This window comes from Arenibacter arenosicollis (assembly GCF_014397245.1).
Classification (GTDB): Bacteria; Bacteroidota; Bacteroidia; order Flavobacteriales; family Flavobacteriaceae; genus Arenibacter; species Arenibacter arenosicollis.
Genome location: NZ_JACLHY010000003.1, coordinates 164466 through 182886, shown reverse-complemented (window position 1 = coordinate 182886; position 18421 = coordinate 164466). Strand labels below are relative to the sequence as shown.

Here is an 18421-nt window from a genome sequence, read left to right as displayed (position 1 = left end):
AAAATCCTGCTATCCAATGAGGTAGCAGGATTTTAAAGATATGATTATAAATCCAATTTTAGATGAAGTTCCTGTAACTGAGTATCATCTATTGGGGCAGGGGCATCGATCATGACATCGCGGCCACTATTGTTTTTTGGAAAAGCAATAAAGTCCCGTATAGTTTCTTGTCCGCCCAAAATGGCCACCAATCTATCTAGGCCAAATGCCAAACCTCCATGGGGAGGGGCGCCAAATTGAAAGGCATCCATTAAAAATCCAAATTGAGCCTTTGCCTCCTCTGGGCTAAAGCCAAGATGTCTGAACATTGTAGCCTGTATCTGTTTATCATGAATACGTATAGAGCCTCCACCAATTTCGTTGCCATTTAATACCAGATCGTAAGCATTGGCCTTTACTGCGCCAGGGTCGGTATCCAACAATTCCAACTGTCCCGGTTTTGGTGAGGTAAAGGGATGGTGCATGGCATGGTAATGACCCGTTTCCTCATCCAGTTCCAATAATGGAAAATCTATTACCCAAAGAGGAGCAAATTCATCTTTTTTACGCAGTCCCAAACGTTCTGCCATTTCCATTCTAAGTGCACTTAACTGAGTTCTGGTTTTGTTGATGTCTCCAGACAGTACACATATTAAATCGCCAGGTTTTGCTCCAGTGGCCTCTGCCCATTTCTCAAGATCTTCCTGGTCATAAAATTTATCAACCGAAGACTTAAAGGAACCATCTTCATTGTATTTGGCATAGACCATACCTTTTGCCCCTATTTGTGGTCGACGTACCCAGTCTACTAGCGCATCTATTTCTTTTCTAGTAAAGGTAGCTGCTCCCGGAATGGCAATGCCAACAACTAATTCGGCCTCGTTAAAAATGCCAAAATCCTTATGCTGTGCACAGGCATTAAGCTCGCCAAATTCCATTCCAAAACGGATATCGGGCTTGTCGTTACCATATTTCTTCATGGCTTCATCGTAGGTCATTCTGGGGAATTTGTCCACGCTAACCCCTTTTATCTCCTGTAAAAGATGTCTGGTAAGTCCTTCAAAGACATTTAGGATATCTTCTTGTTCCACAAAGGCCATCTCACAATCTATTTGGGTGAATTCGGGTTGTCTATCCGCCCTAAGATCTTCATCCCTAAAACATTTAACGATCTGGAAGTACTTATCCATTCCTCCAACCATCAATAACTGTTTAAATGTTTGAGGTGATTGTGGCAAGGCATAAAATTGACCTTCGTTCATTCTACTGGGCACCACAAAATCACGGGCACCCTCTGGTGTGGATTTGATCAAATATGGCGTTTCCACTTCAATGAAACCTTGGTCGGATAGATGTTTCCTGACCTCTATGGCTACTTTATGTCGAAAAATAAGGTTGTTTTTGACTGGATTTCTACGAATGTCCAGATATCGATATTTCATTCGGATATCTTCCCCGCCGTCTGTTTGGTCTTCTATGGTAAAAGGGGGGGTTAAGGATTTATTGAGTATTTTAATTTCCGATACCAATACTTCTACATTTCCGGTAGGAATATTTGGGTTTTTGGAGGTTCTTTCAATAACGGTTCCCTTAACCTGTATTACAAATTCCCGACCTAGGGATCTTGCAATTTCCATAATCTCCTTGGAGGAGCGTTCCTCATCAAAAATCAGCTGGGTAATTCCGTATCGGTCGCGTAAATCGGCCCATATCACAAAACCTTTGTCCCTAACCGTTTGTACCCAGCCAGATAAGGTAACTTGTTCCTGTTGATGGGCCTCCCGTAATTCACCGCAATTATGACTTCTATACATTTTTTTGTTTCATCTATGAAAAGGCAAATGTAAGAAGTAATAGGGTAAGCTGAAAAAAATATCTGCAATTGGGAAATTCGAAATATTGGCTATAAATTTTTATCATATTCTAAAATTTTTTAGAGAATATTAACAAAACTTAAGTATTTTAGTATATAAATCTAACGAAACTTACTAATATGAAACAGAAATTAATTAAGAAAAACATGTTCTTATTTTTTTTAATGGCACCTCTGTTTTTGGTAGCTCAGGGAGTTGTTAAGGGAAAGGCAACAGACTCAGGACAAGGGGATCCACTTCCAGGTGTCAATGTGGTAATTAAAGGTACCACAACCGGTACTACCACAGATTTTGATGGTAATTATGAAATTTCAGTGGATAACTTTCCTGCAACCTTGGTATTTTCATCAATGGGATACGCCGTAAAGGAAATGCAGGTAACCGGTCCAACCACTTTAAATATTGCCATGGAGGAATCGGCAACAGGTTTGGAAGAGGTGGTGTTATTGGGAAACCGTTCCAAACCGAGAACAGTCATAGGATCCCCTGTACCAATTGATAATATAGGTGTTGCCGAACTGAAAAGCACTGGTCAACCTACCGTAGACAAAATGCTGACGTATAAAGTACCGTCTTTCAATTCTACCACTCAGGCAATCTCCGATGGTACTGCACATTTCGACCCTGCAGATTTAAGGGGGTTAGGTCCCAGTAGGACTTTGGTATTGGTAAATGGTAAGCGTAAAAATTTGAGTGCATTAGTATATATAAACGATACTCCCGGAAAGGGGGAAGTAGGGGTAGATTTAAAAGTGTTCCTTCTGCCGCTATAGAAAGGATTGAGGTTTTGCGTGATGGTGCTTCTGCCCAATATGGGTCAGATGCCATTGCCGGGGTTATTAATATGGTTTTGAAAAGAAATGTTGAATTCACTACAGTTGGGATTAGTTCCGGAATTACCACGGAAGGTGATGGTTTTAATTTTGCCGCAGATGTAAACAGTGCAATAAAACTAGGAGAAGATGGGGGTTATTTGAACTTAACCGTTGGCTATTATAACCAGGAAAAAACGGACAGGTCGGCTACACCTGGTGAGGATGGTTTATTTGGAGTGCCTGCAAATGATCCTGACTGGGGCTCATGGTTGGCTGAAAATCCTGATTTGGGAATGACAATAGGTCAGCCAGACCTTGAAAAAATGGATATATTTTTTAATGCAGGAGTTCCGTTTAAAAATGGCAACGGAGAGGTTTATACTTTTGGCGGGCTTACTTATAGAAAGGGTAAAAGTTTTGCCTTGTACAGACCACCATACTGGGTTTCTGATCCATTTAATTTATTGCATGAACCTGGGACTAATTATCAAGGATTTCAACCAACTTTTGAAACGGATATTAGAGACAACAATGCCACGGTAGGTGTAAGTGGAAATTGTTTTCCTTTGATGTAGATTTAAGTGGAACTTATGGTAGGAATGCTGTTAATTACGATGTTAGAAACACCCTAAATGTTGCATTGGGAGCCAATAGTCCAACCACCTTTAATGTTGGAGCCTATTCATTTAGCAACACCTTAGCCAATTTGGATTTTTCAAAAAACTTGGGAACTGTCAACATTGCTTTTGGAGCTGAGGTTAGGGGAGAACGTTTTACTGCCATGGCAGGGGAGTCTGCTTCTTATGCTGGGCAGGGTGCGGTATCTTTTCCAGGATTGCAGCCCAGTAACGCTGTTGAAGCTACCCGAGATAATTATGGGCTTTATGGAGATATGGAGTGGGAGCCTACCGATAAATTACTCCTAGGAGGGGCACTGAGATACGAAGATTTCAGTGATTTTGGCGATAATACTTCTTGGAAGGTTAATGGACGGTATCTGCTGGGAGAGCTCCTGCATTACATCAAATTTATTTGAGCAATATACAAACTTTGGTGTCCGGGGGGACGATATCCAATCAGGGAACGTTTAATAATGTGGACCCAATAATAAGAGACGGTTTGGGGGTGCCACAGTTAACCGCCGAAACCTCTAAAAATGTCACCGCAGGTTTTACATACAGTCCATTGACGAATTTATCTTTTGCAGTTGATTTCTATAATGTTAAAATAGATGATCGGGTGCTCTTTACCAACGAAATCGGATTTGATGGTGATGAGGCAAACAATAATCCAGTTGAGGAGATTTTATTAGCGAATGACATAACTAGTTTAAAATTCTTTGTTAATGCAGTAAACACCAATACCACTGGGGTGGATATAGTGGCCAGTTATAAGAATATCACTATGGGTGCTGGTAATTTGGGAGCGACTATTGCTGCCAATTTCAATAAAACTGAGATTGACGGACAAATTAAAACTCCTAGTTTATTGGCTGCAAATGGTTATGAGATTTTCAATAGAAAGGAACAAGCTAGAATCACCACGGTTCGTCCTAAATCTAAAATACTTCTTGGGTTTGATTACAATATTGAAAAATGGAATTTTATATTAAATAACACATATTTTGGGGAGGTTAAATGGGATCATGGTTCGGATCCTTTAAAAGACCAAGTTTTTGCAGGCAAGGTTATAACCGATTTAATATTGGGATACGAATTTTCACAAAAAATCTCTGCTACTATAGCCGTAAATAATTTGTTGAATGTTTATCCTGATGAATTGGATCCGAAAGGGGATGTTATTACTGATCTTGGAGGAAGGTTTAAGTACCCATGGGAAGTAAATCAGTTCGGATTTGCTGGAACTATTATAAACGCCGGACTTTCCTTTAAATTTTAGGGATTGATGTGCTATTATCAGAAGCGCTTATTCCCGATTAAAAATTAAACTCCCTATTTCAGGGAGTTTTTTTATTTGCAAGGAATTGAAACACAATAAAATAATATTCCAATGTAAATTTAATGTTAACTAAATGTATATTTTGTGTAAAATATATGTATCTTTAAAACGTTGATAGATTATAGATAAATTTAAAACCCGAATAAAATGAAAGGAATTACCCTAGTTTTCGCACTTATATTTTCAGTTGTAATTAATGCACAAGACATAAGACCAGTTTTTGAACAAGATGGTGATGTCTTAAAGGCTACTTATTTTCATGACAATGGAGTAGTTTCCCAAGAGGGTCATTTTCTACAAGGAAAACTTCATGGTGAATGGAAGATGTTTAATGAGGATGGAAAGAAAATTGCCATGGGTGAATATACCCAAGGAAAGAAAACTGGGAAATGGTTCTTCTGGGATGCTAAGAAGCTTAAGGAGGTAGATTTTTTGGATGGTAAAATCGCCAATGTTACCCAATGGAACGGAGTTGGAGAATTGGCAATTCATAAACAGTAGAGTACAATTATATAAATGGGAACCCGGCGATATTCGTCGGGTTTTTTGTTTATGATCAGGCGATAATATGGTTTAAAATTAGTTTTATTTTAGTGCTTATCTCCAAAGTCAAAATATGGCACAAAAAAAGTGCCTATTTCTAAATAGGCACTTTTTTATTTGGTTAGAAATATCTTAAGCTGCGGTTACTACCTCATTTTTAGCCTTGCCGCTTCCTCTAAGGGCAATTTTCATCCTATAGCTAATATTAAATAGAACCGGTACAATAATCAAAGTAAGAAAGGTGGCTACAATTAATCCGAAGATTACGGTCCAAGCCAAAGGACCCCAGAATACCACATTGTCTCCTCCCACGTAAATGTGTGGATTAAATTCCGAAAATAACGCAAAGAAGTCGATATTTAAACCTATTGCCAAAGGAATCAATCCTAAAACAGTGGTAATTGCGGTTAGAAGAACTGGCCTAAGCCTTGCCTTTCCGCCTTTAATGATGGCTTCTGTGGCATCTTCCTTAGTCAATAGGGCTTTATCATCCATTCCAAGTTTTACCTTCCTACGGTCAATAAGAATCTGGGTATAGTCCAAAAGTACCACTCCATTATTTACTACAATTCCCGCCAAGGAAATTATGCCCATCATTGTCATCATAATCACAAACGACCATCCTGTAATCATTAATCCTCCAAATACCCCTATAAAACTTAGGAAAATGGCAATCATAATAATAAGTGGTTTGGAAATACCGCCAAACTGAAATATTAGTATCAGCATAATAAGTCCCAATCCGGTAAAAAATGCACCTACCAAGAACATCATCTGCTTGTTTTGCTCTTCTATTTGCCCGGTATAATCTATTTTTATGCCTGTTGGAAGGTTCTTAAACTCCTCCATTTCCTTTTGAATCTCCGCCACAATGGCTGCAGCATCGGTAAAACCAGGTTGTAGACCGGAATATACGGTAACCACACGTTTATTGTCCCTGTGCTTTATAGCACTAAAACCAGAAGTATTCCTTTCGGTAGCCACCGCAGAAACAGGAATTTCCTTGATTTTTCCGGTGGATTGATCTCTAAAAATGATGTTTTGATTGAATAGGGCACTTTTGTTGTACCTTAAATCCTCGCTGAACCGAACATTTATATCGTAATCCTCCCCATCTTCCTTAAAAATACCGGCCTTTTCACCAAATAAGGCCCTACGCAATTGGTTTCCGACCTGTCCGACAGAAACCCCAAGTTCACCCGCTTTTTTACGGTCTACTACGACTTGCATGGATGGTTTGCTCTTGTTGACATCGATCTTTATTTCTTCAATACCAGCGATGTTTTTAGTATTTATAAAGTTTCTTATATCCTCTGCTGTATTGATCAACTGATCGTAATCCTTCCCTTCCAATTCAATATTAATGGGATAACCGGCTGGTGGGCCATTGGCCTCTTTTTCCACAGATATGGCAACACCAGGATAAATACCGCTGAGTCCAGACTGAACCTTGGCACGGATGTCTTCCGTGCTCAGCCCTCTCCTATACTTGAATTCACTAAAGTTGACAGTGATTTTGCCTTTATGGGGCATTTCGGCAGCAGAACCTCCATCGGCCAAGGGATTACCCGCTCCTTCACCTACTTGCGATACTGCAGTAGTCATCATAAAGTTTTCCCCATTGTCCATATATGCCTTGTCATTTACAATGGCATAGACCCTTTTTTCAATATTCAGGGTAATTTCATTTGTCTTTTCTATAGCTGTTCCTTCCGGATACTCTATATAGACATATATTTCATTGGGTATATTGTCCGGAAAGAATTCTATTTTTGTTCTTCCACTGCCAACAGACATTCCGAAAAGCATAAAAACAACTACCAACAACATTGCTGTAATTCCAAAATACCAGTATACATTTTTTCCCCTTAAGGCATGGATCAATCTTTTCTCATACCAGTTTTCGAAACGTGTCATGGTATTTTTTTGAAAGCGTGTAGCCCATTTTTTTACTGCGTATTTGTATATCCAGAACATCCCGGCTGTAAGTATCATTACCGAGCCAAAACCTCTCACGGCTCCACCGAACAATAAGATCAATAACCCGAGTCCGCCCATAATGATGCTAATTCGTACCAACTGCTTTAGGGTCAATTCCTTTTCTTCGGTATCCATAAAATTGGAAACCAGCATGGAGTTCATAAATATGGCTACAAACAAGGACGACCCCAACACCACGGATAAGGTTATTGGAAAATAAATCATGAATTGACCAAATATCCCTGGCCATAATCCTAAGGGAACAAAGGCCGCAACTGTGGTGGCGGTGGAAATGATAATTGGAAAGGCAATTTCACCAATACCCTTTTTCGCCGCCTCAATACGGGGCATGCCCTCGTCCATTAAACGATATACGTTTTCCACTACCACAATACCGTTATCCACCAACATTCCCAATCCCATGATCATTCCAAATAGAATCATGGTATTCAGGGTATAGCCCAACCACGATAGGATCATAAAGGACATAAACATGGACATGGGTATGGCAAAACCAACAAATAGGGCATTGCGGAAGCCTAAAAAGAACATTAGGACGCCTACCACCAATATAATTCCAAAAATTATATTGTTGACCAAATCATCTACCTGGTTAAGAGTTCTGGTTGAGGAATCGTTGGCTATGGAAATATGAAGATCTGGAGGAAAATAGTTGGCCTTGGTGGTTTTTACAATTTCCTTAATTTGATCGGATGCCGATATGGAATTTTGACCAGCTCGCTTTTTCACGTCCAACATCACTACACTTTCTCCAAATTCCCGGGCATAGGTAGTTTTGTCCTTTTCATCAAAATGTATTTCGGCAATATCTTTTAGGTATACGGCCCCGTTTTCTGATTTTACTACAAAATCGTTCAGCTGGCTTGGATTTTCTACCTCGCCCAATATGCGTATGGTACGTCTTTGTCCACCGATCTTCAAATTCCCTGCGGACATGGTCATGTTACCGTTGCCAATGGCCTGCATAACATCGTCAAAACTTACCTTTGCCGCCATCATTTTATAAACATCAACCGCTATCTCAACTTCTTTTTCCTGGGCTCCACGGATGTCGGCTTTTTTTACCTCAGGAAGGTTTTCAATTTCATCCTGCAGGTACTCCGCATATTCCTTTAATTTTTCCACTGGATAGTCCCCGGTAAAGTTGATGTTCATGATGGGAACTTCTTCAGAAAAATTGAGGTCGAATACATTGGGTTCTACTTTGGCGCCGTTAAAAGTAGGCCAGTCTTCGCTTGCTTTTTCACTATCAACCTCATCTTTAACCCTTTGTTTGGCAGCCTCGACTGTAATTTCTTCATTGAATTCAACAGTGATGATAGAATAATCTTCCTGTGATGTCGATACTATCTCCACCACATTGCTGATATTCTTTAATTCGTCTTCCAAAGGGTCCGTTATCAACCTTTCAATATCTTCGGCTGTATTACCTGGATAAGGGGTGCTGATATATATCTTCGTTTCTATTATTTCCGGAAAGTCTTCCCTTGGCATGGCAAAGTAAGACGATAATCCAATCCATAAAAAGATACCTATCATTACGTAAATAACGGAAGGGTTATCTATAGCCCATGACGATAGACTAAATTCTTTGTCTGCGTTTTTTTGTAGTTTGCTCATGGACTTTTTAGTTTAAAACTTTAACTTTTTGACCATCCTTTACGCTTCTGGCTCCTTCTTTTATGATGTGATTGCCATTACTGATGCCGGAAAGTACTTCCACATATCCGTTTTGTGTCTTGCCAGTGGTGATAATCATCTTTTTAACCACCGCTTCGTTGTCGGCGTTCAATTCTTGAGCTACATAGGCATACTGTTCCCCTTCTGCATTTTCGGAAACAATACTCTGTGGAATAAGAATGGCATTTTCGCTGGTATAATCGTTTAATTGTACCTTGGCGCTAAGGTTGGGCTTAATGCTTCCCGACTCATTGGGAACAGGTATTTCTACCGTAAATGATCTGTTGCCAGGGTTAATAAAATTTCCTGTCTGTCTTATACTGGTCATAACGCTATCACCCAAAACAGGGAAATATACCTTGGCTTCCTTTCCATTTTTTATACTGCCCAAATAAGTTTCGGGTACCTCTACCACGATATACATATCCGATAGGTTTACAATTCTGAATACCTCTGATCCCGGACCGGGGGCAACTACGGTACCTTGGTCCTTGATAACGTTGTCTATAATTCCGGAAAATGGCGCTCTAATAGTCGATTTCCCTAATTGACTCTGCATTTGCTTAACGTTATTTTCAGTAGCTTCATAATTGGTCTTGGCCTGCAGATACTGAATTTCGGAACCTATTTTTTGGTCCCATAATCTTTTTTGACGCTCAAAAGTGGTTTTTGCCAATTGTGCTTGAGTTTTTAATTGCGCCAGTTGACTGCCCATTCCACCGTCATCTATGCTGGCCAAAATTTGGCCTTTAATCACCTTTTGGCCCTCTTTTACATATACTTTTTGCAATACACCTTGCATTTCTGGATAGATAAGTACATTTTGTTTCGTTTTTACATCACCTTGCAGATCCAGGTAATGGTCAAATTTTACAGGATTGGCTATAACCGTGGTAACCAAGGGAAGATTTTCATTTCCGCTCATTGATCCTATTACCGAATCCAACTTTTTAAGTTCGGACTCCATGACTTTTTGCTTCTCGAACAGCTCACTTTTTTTAGCGCGTAATGCGTTGAGGTCTCCGCTGGAAATAAGCTGATCTACTGTTTGTTGATTATCAGAACCGCAAGAGACCAGAATGGCACCCAGAGCGAATATTTGAAATATTTTTTTCATAATGTTTTATTGATAGGTTGATGTTTTGCGTTTATAGTTTTCTATTAAGTACGGTTTCCAATTCGGTTTTCTTGTTTATTACCTCTACCATGGATTGCAGGTATTCCTGTTGTGCATTATACAACTGAGTTTGCGCCTGTCTTAGCTCGAAGCTGGAGGCAAGGCCTTCTGTGTATTTTACCTCGTTCTTATATTCAATGCGTTCTGCCAAGGCCAAATTTTCGCTTGCAGTGTTGTATTCTTCTATAGAAAATAGGTAGTTGCTCTTCGCGGTTTTATGTTGGAGGCGAATGTTCTGTTCCGTTTCCGCCATTTGAGTCTTGGCTTTTTCAAGAGCAATTTTTGCTCTAGCGGTCTTAGCGCTTCTTCCGAAGGAGCTAAAAATTGGAATATGAAGGTCTAACCCCAGCACCGATGAATCGAACCAATCGGTATCGTTACTAAAGAAGTTGAACTTATCACTATAGGAGGTGCTTCCGTAATTAACAAAGGCATTTAAGGTTGGTAGGGCCAAACTTTTTTGAAGCTTAAGTTCCAATTCCCTTTGCTGGTTTAGATTGTTCACTATTTTAAAATCGATGTTGTTGTCCAATACCAAATCTTCCTCCAACAGGTCTAAACGTATCGTTGCCTGGGCCAAATCGGAAAGTTTTTCCTTTAATTGTGTAGGAGCATCTATGTCCAGCCCCATAATGAGATTTAACATCTGAAGGGTAATCGACTGCAACCGGAGTGAGTTTTTTAATTGATTGTCAACGGAGGATAAGGTAATCTGTAATTGTTCCACGCTTTCTTCATCGCCAAGCCCATTTTCGAAAAGCTTTTCGGTTTCAAAAAGATTTTTTTCCAAATTAACCTTGTTTTTTTCCAAAATGGCAACGCTTTCCTGCGACAATAGAACATTACCATAGGCCTCAACAACAGATTTACGCACCTCCAGTTCAGTCTTCTCTTTGTTGTTATTGCTATAGGCAATAAAGGTTTTTGCTGCTTGAATGCCTACAAGATAGGACCCGTCAAAAATTTGTTGTTTAAGGGTCGCCGTGGCATTGGCGGTTTGGGGTTGTCCAAACACAATGGGAATAAAAGTTCCTGGCTCCTGGCCCGCCAATTCACCTGGCAGCAGGGATACGGGTTGCTTTAATTGGTTTTGATAGCTAACAGCCCCATCTATTTGTGGAAGTCCGGTCGCAATAGTTTCCCATTTTTGTTTTTTTGCGTCCAACAAATCCCGATCGGCATTAATGGCGCTATAATTGTTCTCCAAGGCAAAGGCAATAGCTTCCTCCAAGCTGAAACTATATGTCTGTTCTTGGGCATAGGTCCAAGTAACCGTAAATAGCATCGAAAGTGCTAAAAAGCTGTATTTCATAAGATTCGATTTAATGTTTTTTGATTGGGTCATTTAATGGTATTTTATTCATGTGTAGAATTGATGATATCATTTAGTATCTGTCTGCCCTTTGGTGTTACAATTCCACGCAAATGATATTCAAGAAAATAATCCTGTAATTCTTTTGGAGAGAAATTGCCCTCAGGAAAAAAGCGTTCGTCCTTGATACTGGCCACGCCCGAAATATAGATGCGCGATACAAATTCGATGTTCAAATTTTCCCTGTAAATTCCAAGTTCCAAACCTCTTTTAATATTTTTTATCGTGCATTCCTGCATTAGTTCGTATTGCTTTTTCCTAAGATTTGCAAAAATTTTGGGATAGTATTTCTGCAACTGGTATTGGGGGGAAGATTTTTCATCCTTTAAATGGGAAATGACAAATCTCTTAATATCGTACAATTCCTCAATTGGATTCTTGTCATTGGCGCATATAAAATCAATTCCTGTATTAATTTGGTTAAATAGACTATATGTGCACTCCTGCACCAACTTTGTCTTATTTTCAAAATGGGTGTAAATCGTTTTTTTGGATATTCCCATTTCAGTTGCCAAATCGTCCATGGTTACACTTTTGAATCCGAGATTCAAAAACATATCCGTCGCCTTTTCCAGTATTTTTTCTTTCATATAGCTGGCAAAGATAGCATTGGAAACTTATAAAACAAAAAAAGTTTCCTAAGTTTTACGTTTTCTTAACATTTCAGTCCATTTCCTTCTTTTTACATTGGGAATTGTTTCTTTATGGTATGTGATTTCTTTTAATGTATTTTTGAGAAAAATTGCCGTTATGCAGAGTATTGAACAATACAGGTCGGATTTTATGACCCATATGAAGGACAGGTTTAAAATTAAAGAGCCCGTAAATCTGTATGAGCCTATTTCCTATATTCTCCATTTGGGAGGAAAACGACTAAGGCCTGTTTTAACTTTAATGACCACCGATATTTTTGGGGGAGATTATAAAAAGGCCTTGGATGCTTCATTGGCCATAGAAGTATTTCATAATTTTTCTTTGGTACATGATGATATAATGGATGCGGCGCCATTGAGAAGGGGGAAACAGACATTGCACAAAAAGTGGGATATGAATACCGGGATTCTTTCGGGGGATGCTATGTTGATATATAGTTATCAGTTGCTGGAAACTTATCCTGCAGCCACTTATAAGAAATTGATGAAATTGTTCAGTAAAACTGCCCTGGAGGTTTGTGAAGGACAACAGTATGATGTGGACTTTGAGAACAGGGAAGATGTCAGCATTCCTGAATATCTGATTATGATCCAAAATAAGACGGCTGTTTTAGTGGCCGCGGCCATGAAAATGGGAGCTATAATTGCCGATGAATCGGACGATGTCCAAGATTTGATTTATGATTTTGGTATTAATCTAGGGATTGCCTTTCAATTACAGGACGATTATTTGGATGCTTTTGGAGACCCCAAGAGCTTTGGAAAACAGGTTGGGGGCGATATTATTGAAAACAAAAAAACCTATTTGTACTTGAAGGCTTTGGAATTGGGAAGCCCTGATCAGGCCCAGGAGTTGGAACATCTTTTTTCCATTAAACCAAAGGATGCCACCAATAAAATAAACACGGTTAAAGAATTATTCCAAGAAACGGGAGCTGTGTCCCTTACTATAAAAGAAATAGAAAGTTACACCGATAAGGCATTTAATATTTTGGAAATGCTGAGCATTGAACCTGGAAAAAAAGAAATATTAAGGCAGTTTGGTACTGCCTTAATGAAACGAGATGTTTAGGGTATTATATAACCACAACAATTTTACCGTGCTTATATAAGTTATTCCTTTTTCATTCCAGCCAAGAATTCCACTACATCCCTAATTTCCCTTTTAGACATTATGGTTCCCATAGGTGGCATCCCTGAGGCCATATTTTGTCTTTTGTCTATTCTGGAAAGGGCAATTTCCATGGGTTCTGCATCGGAGGTTTTTAGTATAAGCTCGTCCTCGGTTTCCTCTTCCAAAATTCCCGTTATGGTTTGTCCGTCCTTCAGGGTAACGGTAACCATACCGTAACCAGGGGATAAACGTGCACTAGGATTGATCAAGGCCTCTAGGATCTGTTCCCTGCTTAATATGTTTCCAATATTGTCCAAAGCAGGACCTACCGATCCGCCCGCGCCTCCAACGGCATGGCATCTAACGCATTGCCCGGTAGAATTAGTATTGAAATACTGATAGCCATCCCTTCTGTTTCCTCCGTTTAAAGTTTCAGAATAGGCCTGCAAACCATCTCCTTGGGATTTAAGTTTGCCCAGTTGGGCAATTAGTTCTTTGGATTGGGTGGCTTCAACGGCCTCCGTTAAATCCAAAATAACCCCATTGGACAGCTTCTTGTTATTTCCTTGTTTTATTAAGGAGCTTAGTACATCCTTACTTTTTTCAAGTGGCATTTCCCCCAACACGCTCAGCATTTTTTGTTGTTCAATAATGGATCCACTTTTAAATATAGGCTCCACAATAGCGGGCAACTTTTCTTTGGGAATATCTACTTGGGTTACCAATCCTACTGCCACGGTACGGACATCCCGATCTTTATCTGCCATACCGATCCTCATGGCTTCTTCAATATTGCTATAATTTAAGTCTCCAAGTGCCATTAACATGGCCGAACGCACCTCTGGGGAAGTATTGTTTTTCATGATAGTTGCCAATTGGGCATTGTAACCATTTATCTTGAGGGCGCTTATGGACTTGGCTGCGGCCACTAAAATATCCGGGTTTCTATCCTTTAAAAAGTCGGGAATATATTTTTCTATTTTATGTTTTACGGCAATGGCATCCCTATTAATTTCGCCCCTATAACGGCCATCTACCCTATCCAAAACAGAAGGGGAGGCCCAAGTGCCTATGGCTGCCAATGCTTCACCTCTAAGCGTGCTGGACACAGTGGTTCTCCTTGCAAAGTCGATAAGTAGGTCCAGCTCCTTATCGCCTCCAACCCTAAGTGCTGCGTTTATACTTCTTCGCAACAATGGTTCAGAAGTAAATCTTTCCTCTTTCAGTAAGGAGGCCAAAGCAGGCAAGGCAGGTTCAATAGACCAATCATCATTGATTGCCCTTGCGGCCTCGGTAACTATATATTCATCCTGGTCCTTTAAAAATAGGGCTAACTGTTCATTCTGTAGTCGTCTCAATACCAATACGGCGGCTATGCGCAAACTTCTGTTTTTGCTGTCGGCCAAGGCAATTATCGGTGCGGTTTCCCCTATTCTTGCCAGCGCCAATACAGCAGCATGTCTTAAATACAGATCTTCGTCCTTATTGGCTTCCAACATTGTCAAAAGCGGCTGAACTGCATTTTTTTCCGCAATTCTACCTAGGGCTTGGGCGGCGAAAAATCGTACCCGTGCGTTTTCATGCTTAAGTAAGGATATGAATTCCTTGCCAGCATTACCATATTTAACGTCTCCCAAGGTTTTGGCAGCCTGTGCCACAATTTCTGGGTCACTATCCTTTAAAAGATTCATTAAAGGATCGGCTCTGTCCAAATTTTTACGCGCAAATTGTCCAATGCCCCAAATTCCATGGACCCGGGCCAATTGGTTTTCCTTCTGTGTAATTGCAGCGGTAAATGCTTTATGGCCCTTATTGTCCCTATCTGCCAATTCGAATTGTGCTTTTTGTCGAATGCGCATATCGGGATAGGAAAGGAATTGGATTAATTTTTCAACGTTCTGATCTGTATAGTCCAAAGTCATTAAGCGCTCTGTTTCCTTCCTTTCAGCCTTCAGGTCGTTTTTGTTCGCTGCAACATCCAACTTCCATACCCGGCCGTAATTTTTGGTGTCCCAGCCGTTCATCCAATCTGCAATATAAAGTGCTCCATCCGGAGCGAAACGAATACCTGTGGGGAGAATTCCGCTTAAAATATCTTGTTCCGTATTTAGTTCAAAGGAGGCACCTTTTGGTTTAAGGTCGAAACTCCATATGTGTGATCTACTTGGATTGCCAACAAACTCTACTAGGAAAAATTTGTTTTTCCATTCTTTTCCCAGGGCAGTACCCGGATTGTATGCCATTCCTGTAGGACCATTATGAAAGTTCATAATGGGCGGTATAATATAGGCAGCTTGGTTTTCCCAACGTGGAACAAAAAGTTTTTCGTCCATCCAAACGTTGTATCCATTGTTTTTTGGATCGGTGTACTTGCCATATTGCCAGTTGGACCGCCAACCTGCATCGGATCCTTCTACAATATATACCAATCGTTCGCTTTCTCCACGGTGATCCCCATCATTATCGGCGGTAATAATATTGCCGTATTCGTCGAATACAAATTCGTGGGTATTGCGCACACCGGCTGCAAAAACTTCAAAATCGCTGCCATCGGGATTGGACCTTACAATAACCCCTTGATTAGGGTATTTGTGATGTGTTCCGTCAGCGGTGGTAATATTGGCCCCTATATCTCCAATTCCCCAATAGATTCTTCCGTCAGGACCTTCTATGGCTCCAGACATTCCATGTCCCCCAAATCCGATATGTACCCCATAACCATGGGAAATGGAGGTTTTATCGTTCATTATTCCGTCTCCGTCCTCATCGGTAATTCTCCACATATCCGGCGCAATACCTACGAACATATCATTTTTTCTAACCAATAAAGCTCCGGCAACATCCGATTGTTCCTCGTGAAAATCATTCACAATTCTAGTGGCGATATTGGCATAGCCAGTAGCGTTTTGGTCCTCCAATTTCCAGATTTCCTCCTTTTGTACGGTAAGGTCCCTCCAATCATGAATATTATCATTATTTAGGTCTTTTAACCATTCGTTTTCTTTGCTCTTTTCGGTAGCGAAGGTTTCATGTAAAAAGTTTTTTCTATCCTCCACGGATTGTAGGGCAATGGACGGGGTCATCCAATGTCTAAATCCCCTGATATCAAATTCAGAGTTTTTTTGACGGTTGGTCCTGGTGAGGTAAATGTTTCCTTCGTCATCAACGGACATGGCCACCGGATCGGGAGCCAAGGAATCCGAAGCCCATAAAGTCAGTGTTAACCCTTCTGCGACTTGGGCGGGAACACTTTCCCTTATTTCCTTAAACCTACTTAAGGCAGTTGTAGTATCTTCTTTTATTACCAACAGGGGTTCCTGAGGTTGCTTGGGTTTTTTGTCACAGGATATGGCAAAAACGCCAAAAAGGGATAAAATTAAGGCAGTTTTGAAGGTGGTTATGGTGCGCATAGCAATTTTTGGTTTTAATAAAGAGTAAAATATACGGGTATATATCAATATTATAAAATATAGCCTGTTAAATTAAAAACACCCTACGTATGAGGGCCTGGATAAATTCTTTTTTGGGGCAGGCCGCTATAATTTTTAAGTCCTCCCAAATACTGGTTTTTTCATCTAAAAATTTAAAGATATTTTGGGCTTTCCGTTGTTTGAACAGTTGTCCAAAAATTAACCTTCCCTTATTGTTGTTCCTATGGAGTATATCCAATAGTAATAGGTCATAAAACCAAAATCGATCCTTTTTAAAAAAAGTATTTAGCGGTTTGTCTTTTTTCAAAAACGGGATCAAAGCTCCTGTTTTTTGATATGTCCGCATAAAGGTATAGCCCGAACTCGGCTTTGCCCATCCTCCGGCAATCCCAATATGCAAAATGTTTTTGCTGTTGTGGACATTAAAATTATAACAGCTCATGGGGATGCTTCCTTTTTCCTTTTCCAATATTTCGTATTCTTTACAATTTAGATCTTCATTAAGATAGGAATTTATAGCCTCTTCATATTCATGGTCGGGCAGTACATTTTTAGAAAATAAGGTGTATTCCACCAAAGCTTCAGTTTCGGAAAATGGCAATACGTACATAAAGCGGGTGTTTTCTTTCTGAGGGACTGAAAAATCCATAAAGGTAGCTTGGTCCCTATCAAAAATGGGTTTCGTTGTTTTTATAAACCAACCTATAAAATGTTGCTGTAAGACCGGATATTTTTTTTGTTTCAACAGGGGTTTATAATCAAAAATGCTACTGAATATTTTTTTCCCTTTAAACGTATCGGAATCGGTTGTGACCAATACTTCATGGCCCATTTCCTTAATTTCATTTACATTCCCTTCCAAAAAAGTGATGTTGGAATGGCCATTTATTTTGTTGCGGTAAGTATGGTAAAAATCCTCTGCACGTAGCATCTTATACTTATATGGGGCAATTGGAGTGCGTTTGTAAAATTTGTCATCTGCGACAAAAATATGGTCCCAGATTTTGTGAAGGATAGCATCAAAATCTCCCTGGCCAATTTCCCAAAAACACCAGGTACGGTCATTTTGTTTATTCAAATTCTTATCCAACACCAGAATTGTTTTCTGTGCAAAGAAATTATCCTTGCCCAAAGCATCGGCCAATAACAGGCCAGAGGCCCCTGCGCCAATAATAATATAATCGTAGGTTGCCATGGGAATGCGCTCTGGTTTCAAGGATTAAAGTCGAGTTAAGGAATGATTTTGCTTCTGTCTTCGGGATGTAATCCAAAAGTACAAATTCTATTGGTAGAATTTACAAATCCGATAAAGGTGAAATATAAGGTATTTTTAAGGTTTTTTTTCAAGTATCCCCAGTAATTGTTCGGCATCCAGATATTGGAAATACCGTGCTTGGGCAGTAAAAGTAGAATCCATTAATACTAAGGCAGGTAGGGTAAAGGGCGCCTCCTTTCTACTGGCCAATAGAAGGGGTATTTCATGTACGGGATTACGTCTGTTGGCTCTTGGATTAGAAAAGCTTTGTTGCCCAAAAACAATGGTATCTGTGGTTTCCACATTAAATTTTATAGCATAAAAATCCTTATTTAGTAATTCTACCACCCTAGGGTCTTTGAAAGCTACTTCATCCATTTTTAGACAGGGTGAACACCAATCCGCATAAAAATCGATGAAAACTTTTTTGGGATTTGCTTTTAGGGAATCGTGCAATTGTTCAAAGCTGATCCAATTAACTTGTTTTTTTTCCTGGGCAAGAGCATTTGACCAGGGCAGCATTATATTCACCATCAATATTAAAATTGTTGTCTTGGATCCCATTATT

The 18421-nt window shown here is 39.8% G+C and carries 12 protein-coding genes and 1 pseudogene; 5 read left to right on the top strand and 8 right to left on the bottom strand.

Annotation, left to right across the window (positions count from 1 at the left end; genetic code table 11):
• Positions 1-44: 44 nt before the first annotated feature.
• On the bottom strand, positions 45-1793 hold the full coding sequence (aspS, locus tag H4O18_RS05250; RefSeq protein ID WP_187582126.1) for an aspartate--tRNA ligase: 1749 nt from the start codon (positions 1791-1793) through the stop codon (positions 45-47).
• Between the two features lie 179 nt (positions 1794-1972).
• Here aspS and H4O18_RS22105 point away from each other — a divergent pair, with 179 nt between their 5' ends.
• From H4O18_RS22105 to H4O18_RS05240, 4 genes and pseudogenes are all read left to right on the top strand, one after another.
• Positions 1973-2626 carry a carboxypeptidase-like regulatory domain-containing protein gene (locus tag H4O18_RS22105; RefSeq protein ID WP_246474016.1) on the top strand — a complete coding sequence of 218 codons (654 nt, stop codon included), beginning with the start codon at positions 1973-1975 and terminating at the stop codon, positions 2624-2626.
• A 14-nt stretch (positions 2627-2640) separates the two neighbouring features.
• Positions 2641-3243 carry a TonB-dependent receptor gene (locus tag H4O18_RS22100; protein WP_246474014.1) on the top strand — a complete coding sequence of 201 codons (603 nt, stop codon included), beginning with the start codon at positions 2641-2643 and terminating at the stop codon, positions 3241-3243.
• Positions 3225-4567 (top strand): annotated as a pseudogene (locus H4O18_RS22095) (TonB-dependent receptor plug domain-containing protein). Before H4O18_RS22100 ends, H4O18_RS22095 begins: the two are co-directional and overlap by 19 nt.
• A 207-nt stretch (positions 4568-4774) precedes the next feature.
• The gene (locus H4O18_RS05240; RefSeq protein ID WP_187582125.1) at positions 4775-5128 is read left to right on the top strand and encodes a toxin-antitoxin system YwqK family antitoxin; all 354 of its coding nucleotides are present in this window, start codon (positions 4775-4777) and stop codon (positions 5126-5128) included.
• A 174-nt stretch (positions 5129-5302) separates the two neighbouring features.
• On the opposite strand, the gene H4O18_RS05235 is transcribed toward H4O18_RS05240, so the two are convergent.
• Genes H4O18_RS05235 through H4O18_RS05220 form a run of 4 tightly spaced genes read right to left on the bottom strand, consistent with a single transcriptional unit; the run spans position 5303 to position 11990 of the window.
• Positions 5303-8791 (bottom strand): efflux RND transporter permease subunit, encoded by a 3489-nt coding sequence (locus H4O18_RS05235; RefSeq protein WP_187582123.1) that lies wholly within the window; start codon positions 8789-8791, stop codon positions 5303-5305.
• A 7-nt stretch (positions 8792-8798) separates the two neighbouring features.
• Positions 8799-9968: an efflux RND transporter periplasmic adaptor subunit gene (locus H4O18_RS05230; RefSeq protein ID WP_187582121.1), complete on the bottom strand. Its 1170-nt coding sequence runs from the start codon at positions 9966-9968 to the stop codon at positions 8799-8801.
• 31 nt (positions 9969-9999) lie between these two features.
• Positions 10000-11340, bottom strand: a complete 1341-nt coding sequence (locus tag H4O18_RS05225) for a TolC family protein (protein WP_187582373.1) — start codon at positions 11338-11340, stop codon at positions 10000-10002.
• Positions 11341-11384: 44 nt separating this feature from the next.
• Positions 11385-11990, bottom strand: a complete 606-nt coding sequence (locus tag H4O18_RS05220) for a TetR/AcrR family transcriptional regulator (protein ID WP_187582119.1) — start codon at positions 11988-11990, stop codon at positions 11385-11387.
• Positions 11991-12150: 160 nt separating this feature from the next.
• On the opposite strand from H4O18_RS05220, the gene H4O18_RS05215 reads away from it, so the two are divergent.
• A complete protein-coding gene (locus tag H4O18_RS05215; protein ID WP_187582117.1) occupies positions 12151-13125 on the top strand; it encodes a polyprenyl synthetase family protein in 975 nt (324 codons plus the stop codon).
• Positions 13126-13166: 41 nt separating this feature from the next.
• Here H4O18_RS05215 and H4O18_RS05210 read toward each other — a convergent pair whose 3' ends face one another.
• The 3 genes from H4O18_RS05210 to H4O18_RS05200 form a co-directional block, all read right to left on the bottom strand.
• The gene (locus tag H4O18_RS05210) at positions 13167-16577 is read right to left on the bottom strand and encodes a HEAT repeat domain-containing protein (RefSeq protein ID WP_187582115.1); all 3411 of its coding nucleotides are present in this window, start codon (positions 16575-16577) and stop codon (positions 13167-13169) included.
• Between the two features lie 67 nt (positions 16578-16644).
• A complete protein-coding gene (locus tag H4O18_RS05205) occupies positions 16645-17793 on the bottom strand; it encodes a lycopene cyclase family protein (protein ID WP_187582113.1) in 1149 nt (382 codons plus the stop codon).
• A 135-nt stretch (positions 17794-17928) separates the two neighbouring features.
• Entirely contained in the window at positions 17929-18417 is a 489-nt protein-coding gene (locus tag H4O18_RS05200; protein WP_246474012.1) for a thioredoxin family protein, read from the bottom strand.
• Between the last annotated feature and the right edge of the window lie 4 nt (positions 18418-18421).